Origin of the sequence: Bartonella sp. CL434QHHD (assembly GCF_042195145.1) — a bacterium.
GTDB lineage: Bacteria > Pseudomonadota > Alphaproteobacteria > Rhizobiales > Rhizobiaceae > Bartonella.
The window spans coordinates 117,629-132,582 of the sequence record NZ_JBHINT010000060.1 but is presented as its reverse complement, the minus strand read 5'-3'; the positions used below and the strand labels follow the sequence as shown (position 1 = coordinate 132,582).

Sequence of the window (14,954 nt, the reverse complement as noted above, 5' to 3'; positions counted from 1 at the left end):
GCAATCACCTGTTTTGAAGCCAATGTATGCATGTGTCATAGAGGACAACTCGCATTAGCTCTTACTCAATTGCCTGATTGGGAATATGAAATTAAGCACATCTAAAAAATAAACTTGCAAATTTTTAAAAGTTGGAGTGCTTCACATGCCTTCCAGCCCCCCACCCATNGCCAATGTATGCATGTGTCATAGAGGACAACTCGCATTAGCTCTTACTCAATTGCCTGATTGGGAATATGAAATTAAGCACATCTAAAAAATAAACTTGCAAATTTTTAAAAGTTGGAGTGCTTCACATGCCTTCCAGCCCCCCACCCATTTAATTAACATAAAAAAGAGAAAGGTAATGAGATGATATTTGATGATGGAGATAGATATGTAACGACACGTGAGTGTGCACAGCTTTTTAGTGTATCCACAACAACGATTCGCAATTGGGTGCTTCAGGGGTTGTTTCCGGAGCCATATAAGCTAGGGAGAGCAGTGAGATGGAGAAAAAAAGAGATCTTAGCCTTCACTCCAAAGAAAAATAAGGAGCAAATAAGAACAAATTAGGTAAAATTATATAAACTGTAGAAGGTGGTCTAAAAGGTGGTCTGAAAATAGCTATTTAAAGAAAAAAACTATATATTTCAATATGTTTAAGAAATAAAATGGTGCCCCCAGAGAGACTCGAACTCCCGACCCCCTGATTACAAATCAGGTGCTCTACCAACTGAGCTATAAGGGCGTAACCATGTAGGGATTAGCACAAACTCACAAAAAGGAAAACAGAAAATTATCAAATTTTGTGCATATTAAGTGAAAACTATATAATAAATAAAAATAACTAACTTATTTCCTCTTTTACCACTTTTTACAGCAAGGTTGGCACTATCCTTATGTTGATATCTTATAGAATCTTTTATAAGAATGCACTATTTTGCTATCAAATTACGAATCTGAAGACTTTGATTGATGAGAAAGGTATTTTTCAAGCCAGTGAATATTATAATTACCATCAGCAACATCTTGATTATTAATAAGATCGCGAAAAAGAGGTAGTGTAGTTTTTATCCCATCGACAACAAATTCATCTAAAGCACGCCGTAAACGCATCATACATTCTAAACGGGTACGTCCATGAACAATCAGCTTTCCAATCATGCTATCATAGTAAGGAGGGATACGATAACCTGAATAAGCGCCTGAATCAACACGAATCCCTAAACCTCCAGGTGTATGAAAATGTGTAATGGTTCCAGGTGATGGCGTAAAGTTAATAGGATCTTCTGCATTAATACGGCATTCAATGGCATGACCAGAAAAACAGACTTCATCTTGTGTCACTGAAAGCTTACAGCCTGATGCAATATGGATTTGTTCATGGACTAAATCTATACCTGTAATTGCTTCAGTTACAGGATGTTCGACTTGTAAACGTGTATTCATTTCAATAAAATAAAATTCGCCATTTTCATAAAGAAATTCAATAGTACCAGCTCCACGATATCCAAGTTTGGCACAGGCATTTGCAACAATACTTCCAATTTTTTTCCGTTCTGTTTCATTAAGTGCAGGTGACGTAGCTTCTTCCCATACTTTTTGATGCCGTCGTTGAAGTGAACAATCGCGTTCTCCTAAATGAATAGCATTTCCCGCACCATCACCTATGACTTGAATTTCAATATGACGGGGTTTTTCTAAATATTTTTCTATGTAAACAGCGTCATCACCAAAAGCAGCTTTCGCTTCTGAACGTGTTGTTTTGAGAGCTATAGAAAATTCTTGTTCAGAATGAACAACCTTCATACCACGTCCACCACCACCGGCAGAAGCTTTGATAATAACTGGATAACCAATTTCACGAGCAGTGCGTAAAGCATCTGATTCTTCAGTGACGGCCCCATCTGAACCGGGAACTACAGGAATACCAAGTTTTTGGGCGGTTTTCTTTGCTTCGATTTTATCTCCCATGATTCGGATATGAGTAGCTGTTGGACCGATGAATGTAATATCATGGGCTTCTAGAACATCCGCAAATTTTGCATTTTCAGAAAGAAAGCCATAACCTGGATGAACAGCATCAGCTCCTGTAATTTCACAAGCAGCAATAATTTGCTGAATACTCAAATAAGAATCGCGAGCGGGAGGAGGTCCAATACAAACACTTTCGTCAGCAAGACGAACATGCATTGCATCTGCATCAGCGGTAGAGTGAACAGCCACGGTTTTTATGCCAAGTTCTTTACATGCACGTAAAACGCGAAGAGCAATTTCTCCCCGATTAGCAATGAGGATTTTTCGAATCATGGTTGCCCCTCGCTTTATTCAACAATAATAAGTGGTTCACCAAATTCAACAGGTTGACCATCTTTGACAAGAACAGTGGTTACTGTGCCTGAGCGTGGTGATGAAATTTGATTCATTGTTTTCATGGCTTCAATAATAAGTAATGTCTCCCCTTCAGAAACATTTTGTCCTACTTCTACAAAAGGTTGCGCGCCTGGTGAAGGTGCAAGATAAGCTGTTCCAACCATGGGAGAGGTTATTGTGTTTTTTGATTTATCTTCTTGGATAGATTGTATAGGAGCTTCAGCTGTTGGAACTGGAGAAGATGTTACAGAAAAAGTAGGAGTAGAAACAGGAGCATAGATTGCTTGCTCAGAAGAAATTAAGGTATTTTGGCGTGAGACACAAATACGAAGCTCCCCTTGTTCAACTTCAATGTTCGTTAAATTTGTATCATTCAAAATTTCAGCAAGATCACGAATAATTTTCGTATCAATTGCGGTTTTTGCCGAATCCATTTTTTTTGTTGTCATTTTATTTCTAACTCCTTGATCAATGAAGATCGTCATTATCTCATTTTATGACCGAATATCTCTAGATTAGGGATGACATCTTTTGAGGCTTTAAAGATTTTTATTTCCTTTAAATTATTATACTTTGCAATTTAAAACTCGTATCTGCTTTACGCAAAATTGCACTTATAAGCCTGTTGTCAAAAAAGAGAAAGCATAAAATTACCTCATTTACAGTATTCTTTCTAAAACGGATCAGGAATTCACTATGTATTGTCTATCGCTTGTTTTAGAATATCTTGTTTGGCTGCGCCAATGAATATTTTATTACCAATGATGTAAGAAGGTGTTCCCGTAATATGAAGTGTAGAGGCAATTTGAATATTTTCTTTAAAAGCGTTTTGCAGAGTGGGATCTTTTATTGCATTACGTAGTTTTTTTTCATCTGCTCCTAATGAAACAGCTACTTTAATAGCTTTAGCTTCATTTGCACGACCCTGATACATTAAAAGCGTTTTGTGAAACTGAGGATATTTCTCTGGAAATTGTTTTCGAAATGCGTAGGCAACAGTATGGGCTGCCATAGAATCAGAGCTTAAAATTGGTAAATCCTTGATAATAACCTTTAAATCTGGGTATTCTTTTATCAAGTCTTCTATATTTGAATAGGAAATTTTACAATATCCACAGTTGTAATCAAAAAAATTGACAAGCACTCTTTTACCATTTGGGTTTCCCAAAACAGCGTCATGAGGAGAATGAAAAATTTCTTTTTCTAACAAATGAATGACAGAAGTTTGTTTTTGGTTTTCGTATTCATTCTGTTTTTCCAGCTTATCTTGAAGAATAAGCTGCATTTCAATCATAATTTCTGGATGAGTAAGAAGGTACTCTCTGACAATTTGTTGAATATGATGAGAATCAGTATGTGGTATCATTTTTTCTTTAAGCTTAGATAAAAAGCTAGAATCTTCCAAAAGTTGTGTTTTAAGCTTTTCTAAGCTTAAATTATTTGCTGTTTTTGAGTGTGATGTTGCGTTTGATAAAGAAGGTAAAAAGATTAAAATACTCGACATAACTGGGACTAAAATTTTTGAAAGAAGTGTTATTTTCGAGTTTTGAGAGTGATAATTCATCTGTATACCTTCACATTTTCTAGGGTGTCATTGAGTGAACTATATGAAAAGCGCTCTCTATGTGCAATAAGCATTTAGCTATAGTGTGTCTTTAAGAATGAGAAAAAACATCAATTTTTCTCTAAAAAGATTTCATATGATGAACCTTGGTTTGGCAAGGATTATGTTTTGTAAAAGATAAAAAAAATCTCTTTAATTTGTCAAATGTTGTTTTGATGTATAAGGATATCAAAAGCTTTTTGTGCGTGTTTATTTTAGGAAAAAGTACGTTGATAATACAATGAAGAACACTTGTATTATTTTTTTCCTGTTGCTTTATTGAGTACTGAGAAAAAAATTAAATAATGAAAAGTGAAATTATGAAAACCACAACACATTATGAGCTGTTTATCATTGGGGGAGGGATAAACGGGTGTGGATTGGCAAGAGATGCAGCAGGACGCGGTTTTAAAGTGGGATTGGCTGAAATGAACGATCTTGCATCTGGGACCTCAAGTGCGTCAACAAAGCTTATTCATGGTGGGCTTCGTTATCTTGAACACTATGAGTTCAAACTTGTTCGTGAAGCATTGAAAGAACGCGAGATCATTTTACGCATGGCTCCACATATTGTGCGTCCTTTGCGTTTTCTCCTTCCTTATCATAAAGAATTGCGCCCTGCTTGGATGTTGCGTTTTGGACTTTTTATTTATGATTATTTAGGGAATTGGAATCAGAAATTGTGGCGCAGTAAAACGATTAATTTTTCACAAAAATTTTGCTCTACACTGAAGAAAGAATATCAGAGAGGTTTTGAATATTCTGATGCAAGAGTAGATGATGCGCGTTTAGTTATTGGCAATGCGCGTGATGCAGAAAAGAGGGGAGCTGATATAAAAGTACGAACAGAAGTTCTCTCTTTAAAAAAAGAAGACAATAAATGGCGTATCTTTCTTCAAGACAAGTTAAGTAGCAAAGAATATAGTGTCACAGCTTCTTATGTCGCGAATATGACAGGACCTTGGATTGATCATGTTTTGGCAAGCATATTAGATTGTAAAGAACATCCACCAGTACGGCTTGTTAGAGGTTCTCATATTTTGGTTCCCAAGCTTTATACTCATGATCGTGCTTATATTTTTCAAAATGGTGATGGGCGTATTATATTTGCTATTCCGTATCAAGAAGAGTTTACCTTGCTTGGAACAACAGATTGTAATTATCAAGGAGATCCGGCTGACGTTCATATTACTGAGACAGAAATTGATTATATTTGTGCAGCAGCCAGTGAATATTTCATACAACCAGTGTTGCCTGAAACGATTGTCTGGTCTTACTCTGGAGTTCGTCCACTCTATGATGATGGAGCTTCAAAAGCACAAGAAATTACGCGCGATTATGTTTTAAAAGAAATGGGAACAGGAACAACACCAAAGATTCTTAATCTTTATGGTGGAAAGATTACAACTTATCGTAAGTTGGCTGAAGATGCGATGAAATTTGTTGAAAAAGAGCTTGGTAAAAAGGGAGCATCATGGACGGCTAAGGCAGTGCTTCCTGGGGGTGATTTTCCCTATAACAAATTAGATACAATCGAAAATAGGATTGCTCTTTTGATGCCAGATTTAGATGCTTTTACACATCGCAGGCTTGCACGCTCCTACGGTACGGAAGCATTGGTGATCTTTGCACATGGTAAGGCAAATAAAGGAAAAAATTTTGGACATGGGCTTTATGAAGTAGAAGTAAAATGGTTGATGGAAAAAGAATGGGCTAAAGTATGTGAAGATGTGTTATGGCGTCGTTCAAAACTGGGTCTCCTATTTAATGAACAAGAGGTTGGTACTCTTTCTTCCTATATGCAAAGCCAACAAGAGATTGAACAACTTTTATGATCATTTCATTTTACAGATTTTATCTGCAATATTGTAAAATATTTTCCTTAAAGAGATACTGATATCAGTCATAGATATTAAAAAGGCAATGGCTGTCTATACCCTGATTTTAGTTTTTTTTGCAAGAATCATAAAATGGCAAAATTAGATAGAATATTTAGGATGAAATTTGTCTATCTTATAAAGTGAAATTCAAGAATGTTACCAAGAATAACTCATTGAAAAAAAATGATTTATAATTATATTCATGTGAAATAAGGATTTTTATTCTTTCTTTAGGAGAAGATAAAGATACTTTCTGTAGCATTTATTTGCACAATAAGTTAAAAAAAATCTAAAGAAAATTAAATCTATTATAAAAAATTGTATAATGTGTTAGTTTAGCATTTATTATCTTAAATGCTGTGCTAAATCATGTAAGGATGGAGGCTTGATGAGCGTAAGAAGAACTTGTAAATGAGTTTTTTATATTATGGTGAAAATCTTCTTTTTTCATGTTTATATACCTGAACACTAATCTATGAGAAATGCAAAATTGTGTTTTATCATGATTGATTGTAGTAAACCTTGATATCAATTGAAAATAATGAACTGTTATTATACTCATGATAGTATAAGAGAATAAAATTTTCCGTAAACTAAAAGTAAGTATTTTTCTATGTATAAAGAGAGAGCTATAGGGACATGAGAGTAATACCCTCATGATATTTTACAACCTTCCATCGACTATAAAATTTGCAGTAGCACCAATGTTGGACTGGACAGACCGACATTGCAGGTTTTTTTATCGTCTTTTAACGAAAAAAGCTCTCCTTTATACGGAAATGATGGTAGCAGATGCTGTCATTCATGGTGTTCGCGAACAATTGTTGGCTTTTAGCGATAAAGAATGTCCAGTTGCATTACAACTAGGGGGGGCTGATCCGAAAAAGTTAGCAGAAGCTGCACGAATTGCTGAGGATTTTGGCTACAACGAAATAAATCTTAATGTCGGGTGCCCATCAAATCGTGTTCAAGCAGGTGTCTTTGGGGCTTGTTTGATGTTACATCCAGACATTGTGGCAAATGCCGTGGAAGCGATGAAACGAGAGGTTACTATACCTGTAACTGTCAAATGTCGGATTGGAGTGGACGAACAAGATGAAGAGTTAGCGTTAGATCTTTTGGCTAATCAGGTTTGGAATGCTGGATGTGATGCGCTCTGGATACATGCACGCAAGGCATGGCTGCAAGGATTGAGTCCGAAAGAAAACCGTAATATTCCGCCCCTTAATTATGAAAGAGTTTACAAATTAAAACGTAAATATCCTCATAAATTCATTGGGATAAATGGTGGAATTAAATCGATTGATGAGATCAAAGAACACTTAACTTTCTGTGATGCTGTCATGGTTGGTCGCCAAGTTTATCATAATCCAGCTTTGTTAAAACATATTGATTTTGAACTCTATGGTGAGACGCAAAATAATCTGAGTGAGAGTGATCTTATTGAGGTTATGTGTGATTATGCAGCTCGACATATTGCATCGGGGGGGCGGCTTTCTCATGTGACACGTCACATGATTGGTTTATTTCATGGGCGGGGTGGGGCACGTCGATGGAGGCAAATATTATCAAATGATGCGACAAAACCAAATGCAGATATATGTATTTTAAAAGAAGCTTTTTATGCTCTCATTTAATAATAGCCTAATAATTAACATATATTAAAGTTGAGATCCTTTGCGTTTGGATGTCTTTGCGATAATTTTGATCTCTTCAATTTTATAAGTTTTTGAAAGTTTATAACTTTTATTATGCATAAGAATTGTTGGAATGTATATATTAAACGGCATGCTGATTATGCCTATTAAATAAAAAATAGGTTAAGGGTATCACTGTAAAGGTAATCATAAGATATTAATAACATTTTGAATCTTGCACGTTTGTTATTAGGGTTGAAAATAGAATGTAGAAATTATTGCTTTCATAGTATTTAACATTTTTAAAGCACTGTTAAAAAAACAATAAATTATTCATATCCTGTATATATGACGGGATTTTCATAAACATTGTAGATTTTAAAAGGTATCCTTATGACCGCTAGTCCATTTGATGATTTTCGTGCTTTGCTTACAAATTTACCTGTTGCTGATGAGTTTTCTATAATTTTGGCAAAAAAACGGCAAAAAGACTTAACAAAAGAGCAAGGAACATTAGGAAAACTAGGAGATATTGCTGTTTGGTATGCGGGGTGGAGGGGTACAGAAAAACCTATCGTAACGAGACCTTTGGTCGCTATTTTTTCTGGAAATCATGGTATTGTAGAGGAGAATATTACACCATTTCCACAATCTATGACACAAAAAATGGTAGAAAATTTTGCCTCTGGTGGAGCTGCTATCAATCAAATTTGTATTGCTTATGATCTTGGATTAAAAATATTTGATTTAGCATTAGAATATCCAACAATGAATATTACGAAGGATGCCGCAATGGATGAGCGGAGTGCGGCTGCTACAATGGCATTTGGAATGGAATCCATTGCGGGTGGAACAGATCTTTTATGTATTGGAGAAATGGGAATTGGAAACACAGCAATAGCTTCAGCTTTATGCTTAGCATTGTTTGGAGGGGAAGTGGAAGAATGGACAGGAAATGCTATGGAATCAGAAGGTGATTTTTATCAGCGTAAAATTGCAGCGGTTAAGACAGCTATTTCTTTGCACAAGGATTATTTCAATGATCCTTTTGAGATAATGCGTCGCTTAGGAGGACGTGAAATTGCTGCTATGGTTGGTGCTATTTTAGCAGCAAGAATAGAAAAAATACCCGTTATTTTAGATGGTTTTGTGGCAACAGCAGCTGCAGCGGTCCTTTATAAAATGCATCCAAAAGCTCTTGATCATACCCTTGTTGGACATGTTTCTTCTGAGACAGCTCATCGTAAACTTTTAAAAAAAATTGGCAAAGAACCACTTCTAGATTTGGGGATGCGTCTTGGTGAAGGGACAGGAGCAGCTATGGCAGCTGGTATTGTCAAAGCTGCTGTTTTAACACATGCACAAATGGTCGTTTTTCAACAAGAAAGTTTGAATGCCTAAAAGATCATGAGACGGATATAAAAATCTTAAGAGTTTTGTTCATGCGTCTTGTCGTGTAATTTAATATAATTAAGTGGAAGTTCCGTTGTATATTTAATCTGTTCCATTGCGAAAGAAGATGAGACATCACGGATGTCAATTTTAGAAATTAATTTTTTATAAAAAAGATCATAAGCTTCAATGTTGGGCACAACAACACGCAATAAATAGTCAATATCTCCACTCATTCGATAAAATTCAATGACTTCACGGAATTCTTGCACAATTTTTGAAAAACGCTTAAACCATTCATGACTATGTGTGTTTGTGCGAATAGACACAAAAACAGTGACGTGTGCGTTTACTTTTTCAGGAGAAAGAACAGCAACACGACGCTGAATGACGCCATCTTCTTCAAGTTTTTGAATTCTACGCCAGCAAGGAGTGGTCGAAAGTCCCACTTTTTTAGCAATATCAGCAACAGAAAGTGTCGCATTTTCTTGCAAAAGATGTAAAATTTTTCGGTCAAGACGATCCATATTTATTCTCAATATTTTAATTTATAAAAATTTACGCACTAAACAACGCAGATATACAATAAGCTCATCATTAAACCATGGATTTTTCTGTAACCAAGAAGTATTTCGCCATGATGGATGAGGCAAAGGCATAACATTATAGCCTCGAGGTTGGGGAATGGAAAGAATATTTCTCCAATCACCAACAGTTGCAGAAACGGTTTTATATTTTAATTCTGTAATGTGCCACTTTTGCGCATAACTGCCAATAGCAAGAACAAGCTTTATTTGAGGCATCGCTTGAAATATCTTTTCATGCCATATTTCTCGACATTCACGTCTTGGTGGTAAATCAGCTTTATTTTTGTCATAGCCTGGAAAACAAAATCCCATAGGAACAATAGCAAAAAGAGATCTATTATAAAATTCTTCTTTCGTGACACCCAGCCAATTACGCAATTTTTCGCCAGAACGATCATTAAAAGGGATAGAAGTTTCATGGACACGCAACCCTGGTGCTTGGCCTGCAATTGCAATCGAAGCGGTATCGGATAAATAAACGACCGGGTTTGGTTCATGAGGAAGAGGAGGAAAATAATGGGGTTGTTGGACGCAAACACGACAGGAATAGATCTCTTTTTCAAGTTTGATAATTTGGCTACATTGTTTCATTGGTAAATAAAATTAAAAAATATTTTTCTTATTCTGTGCGAGGATTTGCTTTGCGCCATTCTTTTGGTCGTTGAAAACTTGATGCCCATATTCCTTTCTTTTTCTTTCTAGCTTCTTGCTCTTCTTTGGGGTATTCATAATAATTTACAGCCCAACCATTATGTACAAGTGTTGCGTTGATATTGCTAACTTGTTTTGTTTTACATGTTGCAAGAATACGGCGATATTTATCTGTTTTTTGCCAGTGACATGTAACAGTTTGATTTTTTAATAGTTTTTCTAAATATTTCTTTGCCTCAAGCCCACAAGGGTAGCGTGCTTCTTTTTTTCCACAAAATTGGTGGAGTTCAGGAGCATCAATTCCAGCTAGTCGAATCTTAATTGAAGAAATCATAATGGTATCGCCATCAATGATTAATGCATTTCCTTCAACAGTGTTTTGAGAAGAAAATTTTTCTTTTTGAGGCAACAGCTGAGTTTTCTTAAAATAAGTTGACATAATGATAAGAATGCTAGCAGCGACAAAAATACTGAAACCGATAACTTTTAGATTAAAGCTTCTTAGATTAAAATGAGAAAAAGATTTTTTCATGAAATAAAGAAACTGCTAACATTATTATAACTCTATTTTAGTATTGTTTATAATTGACCCGAGAAACTTTATTCATATGACGAAACAGTGTTTCGTTTTAATGACAAAATTTTCATTAGATATCACAATAATCAAATACTCATACAGAATATATGTAAGCAACTTAAATAATAAATCAACTTATCCAAATCCGTACAAAACATACAAAGTTTAAAGTAAACTTTTTAAACTTAAGGAAATAAAAAAACACCCCTCAAAAAATAACTTTGAAGAGCAATACTCCAACATTTCTTTTGGAGTATAAAATCTATCAATTTAATAATAATTTTATTTATTTAATTTTTGTTTCTTTAAATTCAACGTGCTTTTTTACAACTGGATCATATTTACGCTTGCTCATTTTATCTGTCATTGTACGGCTGTTTTTCTTTGTTACATAGAAAAAACCAGTATCTGCAGTTGATAAAAGCTTGATCTTAATGGTTGCTGCTTTAGCCATAATGTAAATACCCTATTTATACTGAAAAAATATTATTTCTGTCAAAACTTATTTCCGACATCATCAGATTTTCCGGCAACACTACGGATGTTCTCAAAAAAGTCAAGAGCTGATTAATTTTCTCATAAGTTGGACAAACACCAAAATGACATATAAACCGAAAAAAACAGCCATGGCTATTGAAAAACCAAAGTGTTTAAAGATATCCATGGATTTTCCGATAAAGGTCGGTCCGATGAGCATACCAATTCCATAACAAAAAATAAAAGCAGAATTAGCAGCAGCAAGCTCTTGCCCCTTGAGACGGGCTCCTAAATGTGCAAGACTAATTGTATAAAGGCTCGCTGATACACCACCCAGAAAAAACAAATCAAGCATCAGAATCCATGGATATTGAAGAATCCATGGTACTATAAAAGTTCCTAAAAAACCTAAAATAGCGCAACTCATCAGCGGGTAGCGTCGATCTTTGGCGTAGTCGCTTATAATGCTGATAGGAATTAAGAGGAAAATATTCCCAAGTGCAAGGGTTGCCATAAAATGTGCTGCTTCATTCTCATTATAACCAATGGATAAACTAAAGGGTATTATAAGAGTTAATACGCCCATTTGAATGGCCCCGTAAACAAGGACCGCCATCATTGCACTTGGAACGTGAAAAAGATAACGAAAAAATGGCATATATTGATTTTTTTGAAATTCTGGACTTAATTTCCAAGCGGTAAGAATTGGTATAGTAGCAAGTATAATAAGGCTATATCCAACAGCAAAAGGAATAAATCCTTGTGTTCCCACTTTTGCTAGCAGCGTTAGACCTATTATAAACCCTAATCCTAAGACAATAGCATAAATAGAAAGGATCAAACCGCGTTTTTTTGGGGGAGCATAACTGTTGATCCAAAACTCTGATAGGATAAACATAACTGTCATGCTGAAATGTAATATAAACTTTAAAATAAACCAAATCCATATGGGATCAAAAAAATAGAATCCTAAAAAACTTAAAGATCCTATCGCCATCATAAGCAATATTGTTTGAGCGATTCCTAAGCATAAGGCAATTCGAGACGTAAAAATAGCTGCAATAATTGTGGCGATTCCACCAACTGTTCCACTATAGCCGATTGTACTGTTGGAAAGTCCTTTCTCTGCCATAAGAAGAGAGACAAGTTGTGTTCCCATTGCCAATGCTGTTCCAACAGTGCCAATGGTTGCAATAGCGGCAATAATTGCACGCAAAGAATTATTTTGAGAGTCAAAAGGTTTTTTTTTCATGAGAATGGCTTAAGGTACTCTTGTTTATTTAAACAATGAAAAGATGAGCTGAAATGAAAGGGAGCCAAAACTATCCTTTGCAGTTTCTCTCATTTTCTAAGTATAAAAAACTGCAAGATTTTTATATGGTTATTATAGACTTAACAATAAAATTTATCCTCTTGTATACTAAAGAAAGAAGATTGTACATATAAATATTATATAATATAAGTCATTTCTTAAATTGAATTTATTATTCATATTATATTCAATGGAGGGCAAGAAGCTTAATTTTTTCTTTTCCCATAAAAAGTATACTTTTGTTTTTTTAATTTGTTTTTATGGTAGGATGTCGGTGAAAATTTTATTGGACGAGGTTTTGTTAACAGTTCAAAGCATAAAGCGCCAGCAAAAGGTTGTACCGTTATAAGTTTTACTTCTACAACATCACTGAGCTGATAGCCTTTATGGCTACGCTGTCCTACAAGAACATGTTGTGCTTCATCAAAATGATAATAATCATTTTTAAGTGTAGAAATATGGACAAAACCATCTGTATTGAGTTTATCAAGTGAGATAAAAAGACCTGCTTTTGTAACTCCGGAAATGCGGCCTGTAAAAATACGACCGATTTTATTCGTTAAATAGTGAGCAACAAGCCGATCAATCGTTTCTCTTTCAGCCATCATTGCACGGCGTTCGTATAAAGAAACTTGCGTAGCAATTTCTGCAAGATTTTGTTCTTGTGTATCTGTTAATTGATCATTTCCTAATTTGAGAGCTTTAATGAGTGCTCGATGAATAATGAGATCAGCATAACGACGGATTGGTGATGTAAAATGTGTATAGTTCTGCAAATTCAAACCAAAATGGCCACTATTTTTAGGGTTGTACTCTGCTTGTGATTGTGAACGCAAAATAACTTGATTGACTAGTTCTTGTTGTTGAGTATGAGCGACCTTTTCTAAAATTCTATTAAGGCGCGCTGAGGTAAGTTCGCTTCCGCGGGAGAGTGGTATCCCCAAACTTTGAAGAAAGCTCCGAAGTATTTCTTGCTTAGCAAGAGAAGGTTTTTCATGAATACGATAAATGAGCGGCTGGTGATGTTGTTTTAATGTTTCAGAAGCTGCAATATTAGCTTGTATCATAAACTCTTCAATTAAACGATGCGCTTCTAATTGTATTTCACTCACAACATCTTTTATGCATCCATTTTGATCAAGAATAATCTTTTTTTCTGCAATTTCTAATTCTAGTGGTTGGCGACGATTTCTCGCAGCTTTAAGGCATGCATAGGCTTCCCATAAGGGGTGCAAAATGCTCTCAAAAAGAGGGGTTATTTTTTCATTTATATTACCTTCAATTGCCAATTGTACTTCTTGATAAGAAAGTTTGGCTCTTACACGAATCATAATACGATGAAAACTATGTTTTCGTTTATTACCGTTTGCATCAAAAATCATACGAACGGCTAAAGCTGGTCTTTCTTTTCCTTCACGAAGAGAACATAAATCATGAGAAAGGCGTTCAGGTAACATTGGCACAACGGTATCGGGAAAATAAACAGAATTTCCACGTTTCAATGCTTCTTTATCTAAAGCGCTTCCTGTTTTGATATAGTAAGAAACATCTGCAATGGCCACAATAATAATCCAACCATCATTATTTGCTGGGTCTTTATCCTTGGTTGCATAAACTGCATCATCATGGTCTTTTGCATCTGGTGGATCAATTGTAATAAAGGGTAATTGTCGCCAATCTTCACGATTATCCATATTGGCAGCTTTGATATGTTTGGCTTGCTCAAGAACACTTTCAGGAAAAATATAAGGAATTCCTTTCGAAAGAAGCGCTATCATTGAGAGTGTTTTCTCACTCTTAATGTGCCCTAAAACATTCTTTATTTTTGCGCTCTTTAATCCGTAACCAGTATTTTTTTTAATTTCGACTTCAACGAGGTCACCAATTTGAATCTTCATTTCTGGAGACATTTCAACAATGAGTTCATTGGTTTTGCGGTCTATAGGATCAAGGCGCCATTGATTATTTTCAAATTTTTGTACAACAGCAAATGCGCTTTTGGGAGATACATCAATTTTACGAATAATTCGTCCCGTATAAGGATGGCTTGAGCTTTCAGAATTTTTATTTCGAAAAACTTTTACAAGAATATGATCTCCAACACCAATATTACTTCCTGTTATGTGATGAAAAGAGTGTATTTCAATATTGGGCTTTGGAGAATCTTCCCATTCAAGAGGTTGTGCAATAAAACTTCCATCTTTATCACGTCCGCTAATTTTTACTAAAGAAACAGGGGGTAATTTTCCTTTGTTTATTGCTCTTTTGTGGTGTTTAGATATGAGATTTTGATCCTTTAACTCACGTAACATATCTCTAAGCCAGATACGAGAATCGCCTTTTAAGTTAAAAGCTTTAGCGATTTCTCGTTTACTTGAGTGGTTAGGATTCTCAATTATAAAGGAAAGGATTGCTTCCTTATTGGGAAAAGTTTTCCCCTTGAATGAAGAGAGATATTTTATGTTTTTTTCACCTTTAGCCAA

Annotated in this window: 13 protein-coding genes and 1 tRNA gene; 4 read left to right on the top strand and 10 right to left on the bottom strand. The window is 35.2% G+C overall.

The genetic code is table 11. The features are described 5' to 3' along the window. The first annotated feature begins 351 nt into the window (after nt 1–351). Nucleotides 352–555: an AlpA family transcriptional regulator gene (locus ACFILN_RS09675; RefSeq protein WP_005865986.1), complete on the top strand. Its 204-nt coding sequence runs from the start codon at nt 352–354 to the stop codon at nt 553–555. A 99-nt stretch (nt 556–654) separates the two neighbouring features. Here ACFILN_RS09675 and ACFILN_RS09670 read toward each other — a convergent pair. The 4 genes from ACFILN_RS09670 to ACFILN_RS09655 form a co-directional block, all read right to left on the bottom strand. Continuing rightward, nucleotides 655–730 (bottom strand) — tRNA-Thr (locus ACFILN_RS09670). Between the two features lie 203 nt (nt 731–933). Further along, nucleotides 934–2,292: an acetyl-CoA carboxylase biotin carboxylase subunit gene (accC, locus tag ACFILN_RS09665; RefSeq protein WP_273791007.1), complete on the bottom strand. Its 1,359-nt coding sequence runs from the start codon at nt 2,290–2,292 to the stop codon at nt 934–936. Between the two features lie 14 nt (nt 2,293–2,306). Continuing rightward, a complete protein-coding gene (gene accB / locus ACFILN_RS09660) occupies nt 2,307–2,804 on the bottom strand; it encodes an acetyl-CoA carboxylase biotin carboxyl carrier protein (protein ID WP_375643407.1) in 498 nt (165 codons plus the stop codon). Nucleotides 2,805–3,049: 245 nt separating this feature from the next. Then, a complete protein-coding gene (locus ACFILN_RS09655; RefSeq protein ID WP_375664179.1) occupies nt 3,050–3,919 on the bottom strand; it encodes a DsbA family protein in 870 nt (289 codons plus the stop codon). Nucleotides 3,920–4,263: 344 nt separating this feature from the next. Here ACFILN_RS09655 and glpD point away from each other — a divergent pair, with 344 nt between their 5' ends. From glpD to cobT, 3 genes are all read left to right on the top strand, one after another. Further along, nucleotides 4,264–5,793, top strand: coding sequence for a glycerol-3-phosphate dehydrogenase (glpD, locus tag ACFILN_RS09650; protein WP_375631110.1), 1,530 nt, complete (start codon nt 4,264–4,266; stop codon nt 5,791–5,793). A 701-nt stretch (nt 5,794–6,494) separates the two neighbouring features. Next, nucleotides 6,495–7,475 carry a tRNA dihydrouridine(20/20a) synthase DusA gene (dusA, locus tag ACFILN_RS09645; protein ID WP_375631111.1) on the top strand — a complete coding sequence of 327 codons (981 nt, stop codon included), beginning with the start codon at nt 6,495–6,497 and terminating at the stop codon, nt 7,473–7,475. 393 nt (nt 7,476–7,868) lie between these two features. After that, entirely contained in the window at nt 7,869–8,876 is a 1,008-nt protein-coding gene (gene cobT, locus ACFILN_RS09640) for a nicotinate-nucleotide--dimethylbenzimidazole phosphoribosyltransferase (RefSeq protein WP_375637612.1), read from the top strand. A gap of 26 nt (nt 8,877–8,902) precedes the next feature. Here cobT and ACFILN_RS09635 read toward each other — a convergent pair whose 3' ends face one another. From ACFILN_RS09635 to rnr, 6 genes are all read right to left on the bottom strand, one after another. Next, nucleotides 8,903–9,394 carry an Lrp/AsnC family transcriptional regulator gene (locus ACFILN_RS09635; RefSeq protein WP_015856433.1) on the bottom strand — a complete coding sequence of 164 codons (492 nt, stop codon included), beginning with the start codon at nt 9,392–9,394 and terminating at the stop codon, nt 8,903–8,905. Nucleotides 9,395–9,415: 21 nt separating this feature from the next. After that, a complete protein-coding gene (locus ACFILN_RS09630; protein WP_375637613.1) occupies nt 9,416–10,045 on the bottom strand; it encodes a uracil-DNA glycosylase family protein in 630 nt (209 codons plus the stop codon). Nucleotides 10,046–10,073: 28 nt separating this feature from the next. Further along, complete coding sequence (locus ACFILN_RS09625) at nt 10,074–10,637, bottom strand: thermonuclease family protein (protein WP_375611942.1); 564 nt, start codon at nt 10,635–10,637, stop codon at nt 10,074–10,076. 331 nt (nt 10,638–10,968) lie between these two features. Then, nucleotides 10,969–11,136 carry a 50S ribosomal protein L33 gene (gene rpmG, locus ACFILN_RS09620; RefSeq protein ID WP_004864083.1) on the bottom strand — a complete coding sequence of 56 codons (168 nt, stop codon included), beginning with the start codon at nt 11,134–11,136 and terminating at the stop codon, nt 10,969–10,971. 102 nt (nt 11,137–11,238) lie between these two features. Beyond that, nucleotides 11,239–12,411, bottom strand: a complete 1,173-nt coding sequence (locus ACFILN_RS09615; RefSeq protein WP_375637614.1) for an MFS transporter — start codon at nt 12,409–12,411, stop codon at nt 11,239–11,241. A 266-nt stretch (nt 12,412–12,677) separates the two neighbouring features. Continuing rightward, complete coding sequence (rnr, locus tag ACFILN_RS09610) at nt 12,678–14,954, bottom strand: ribonuclease R (protein ID WP_375671407.1); 2,277 nt, start codon at nt 14,952–14,954, stop codon at nt 12,678–12,680.

Excerpts from the sequence above, each read along its gene's own strand:
- ACFILN_RS09675 (WP_005865986.1), top strand. The coding sequence starts at position 352 with ATGATATTTGATGATGGAGATAGATATGTAACGACACGTGAGTGTGCA.
- accC (WP_273791007.1), bottom strand. The coding sequence starts at position 2,292 with ATGATTCGAAAAATCCTCATTGCTAATCGGGGAGAAATTGCTCTTCGC.
- accB (WP_375643407.1), bottom strand. The coding sequence starts at position 2,804 with ATGACAACAAAAAAAATGGATTCGGCAAAAACCGCAATTGATACGAAA.
- ACFILN_RS09655 (WP_375664179.1), bottom strand. The coding sequence starts at position 3,919 with ATGAATTATCACTCTCAAAACTCGAAAATAACACTTCTTTCAAAAATT.
- glpD (WP_375631110.1), top strand. The coding sequence starts at position 4,264 with ATGAAAAGTGAAATTATGAAAACCACAACACATTATGAGCTGTTTATC.
- dusA (WP_375631111.1), top strand. The coding sequence starts at position 6,495 with ATGATATTTTACAACCTTCCATCGACTATAAAATTTGCAGTAGCACCA.
- cobT (WP_375637612.1), top strand. The coding sequence starts at position 7,869 with ATGACCGCTAGTCCATTTGATGATTTTCGTGCTTTGCTTACAAATTTA.
- ACFILN_RS09635 (WP_015856433.1), bottom strand. The coding sequence starts at position 9,394 with ATGGATCGTCTTGACCGAAAAATTTTACATCTTTTGCAAGAAAATGCG.
- ACFILN_RS09630 (WP_375637613.1), bottom strand. The coding sequence starts at position 10,045 with ATGAAACAATGTAGCCAAATTATCAAACTTGAAAAAGAGATCTATTCC.
- ACFILN_RS09625 (WP_375611942.1), bottom strand. The coding sequence starts at position 10,637 with ATGAAAAAATCTTTTTCTCATTTTAATCTAAGAAGCTTTAATCTAAAA.
- rpmG (WP_004864083.1), bottom strand. The coding sequence starts at position 11,136 with ATGGCTAAAGCAGCAACCATTAAGATCAAGCTTTTATCAACTGCAGAT.
- ACFILN_RS09615 (WP_375637614.1), bottom strand. The coding sequence starts at position 12,411 with ATGAAAAAAAAACCTTTTGACTCTCAAAATAATTCTTTGCGTGCAATT.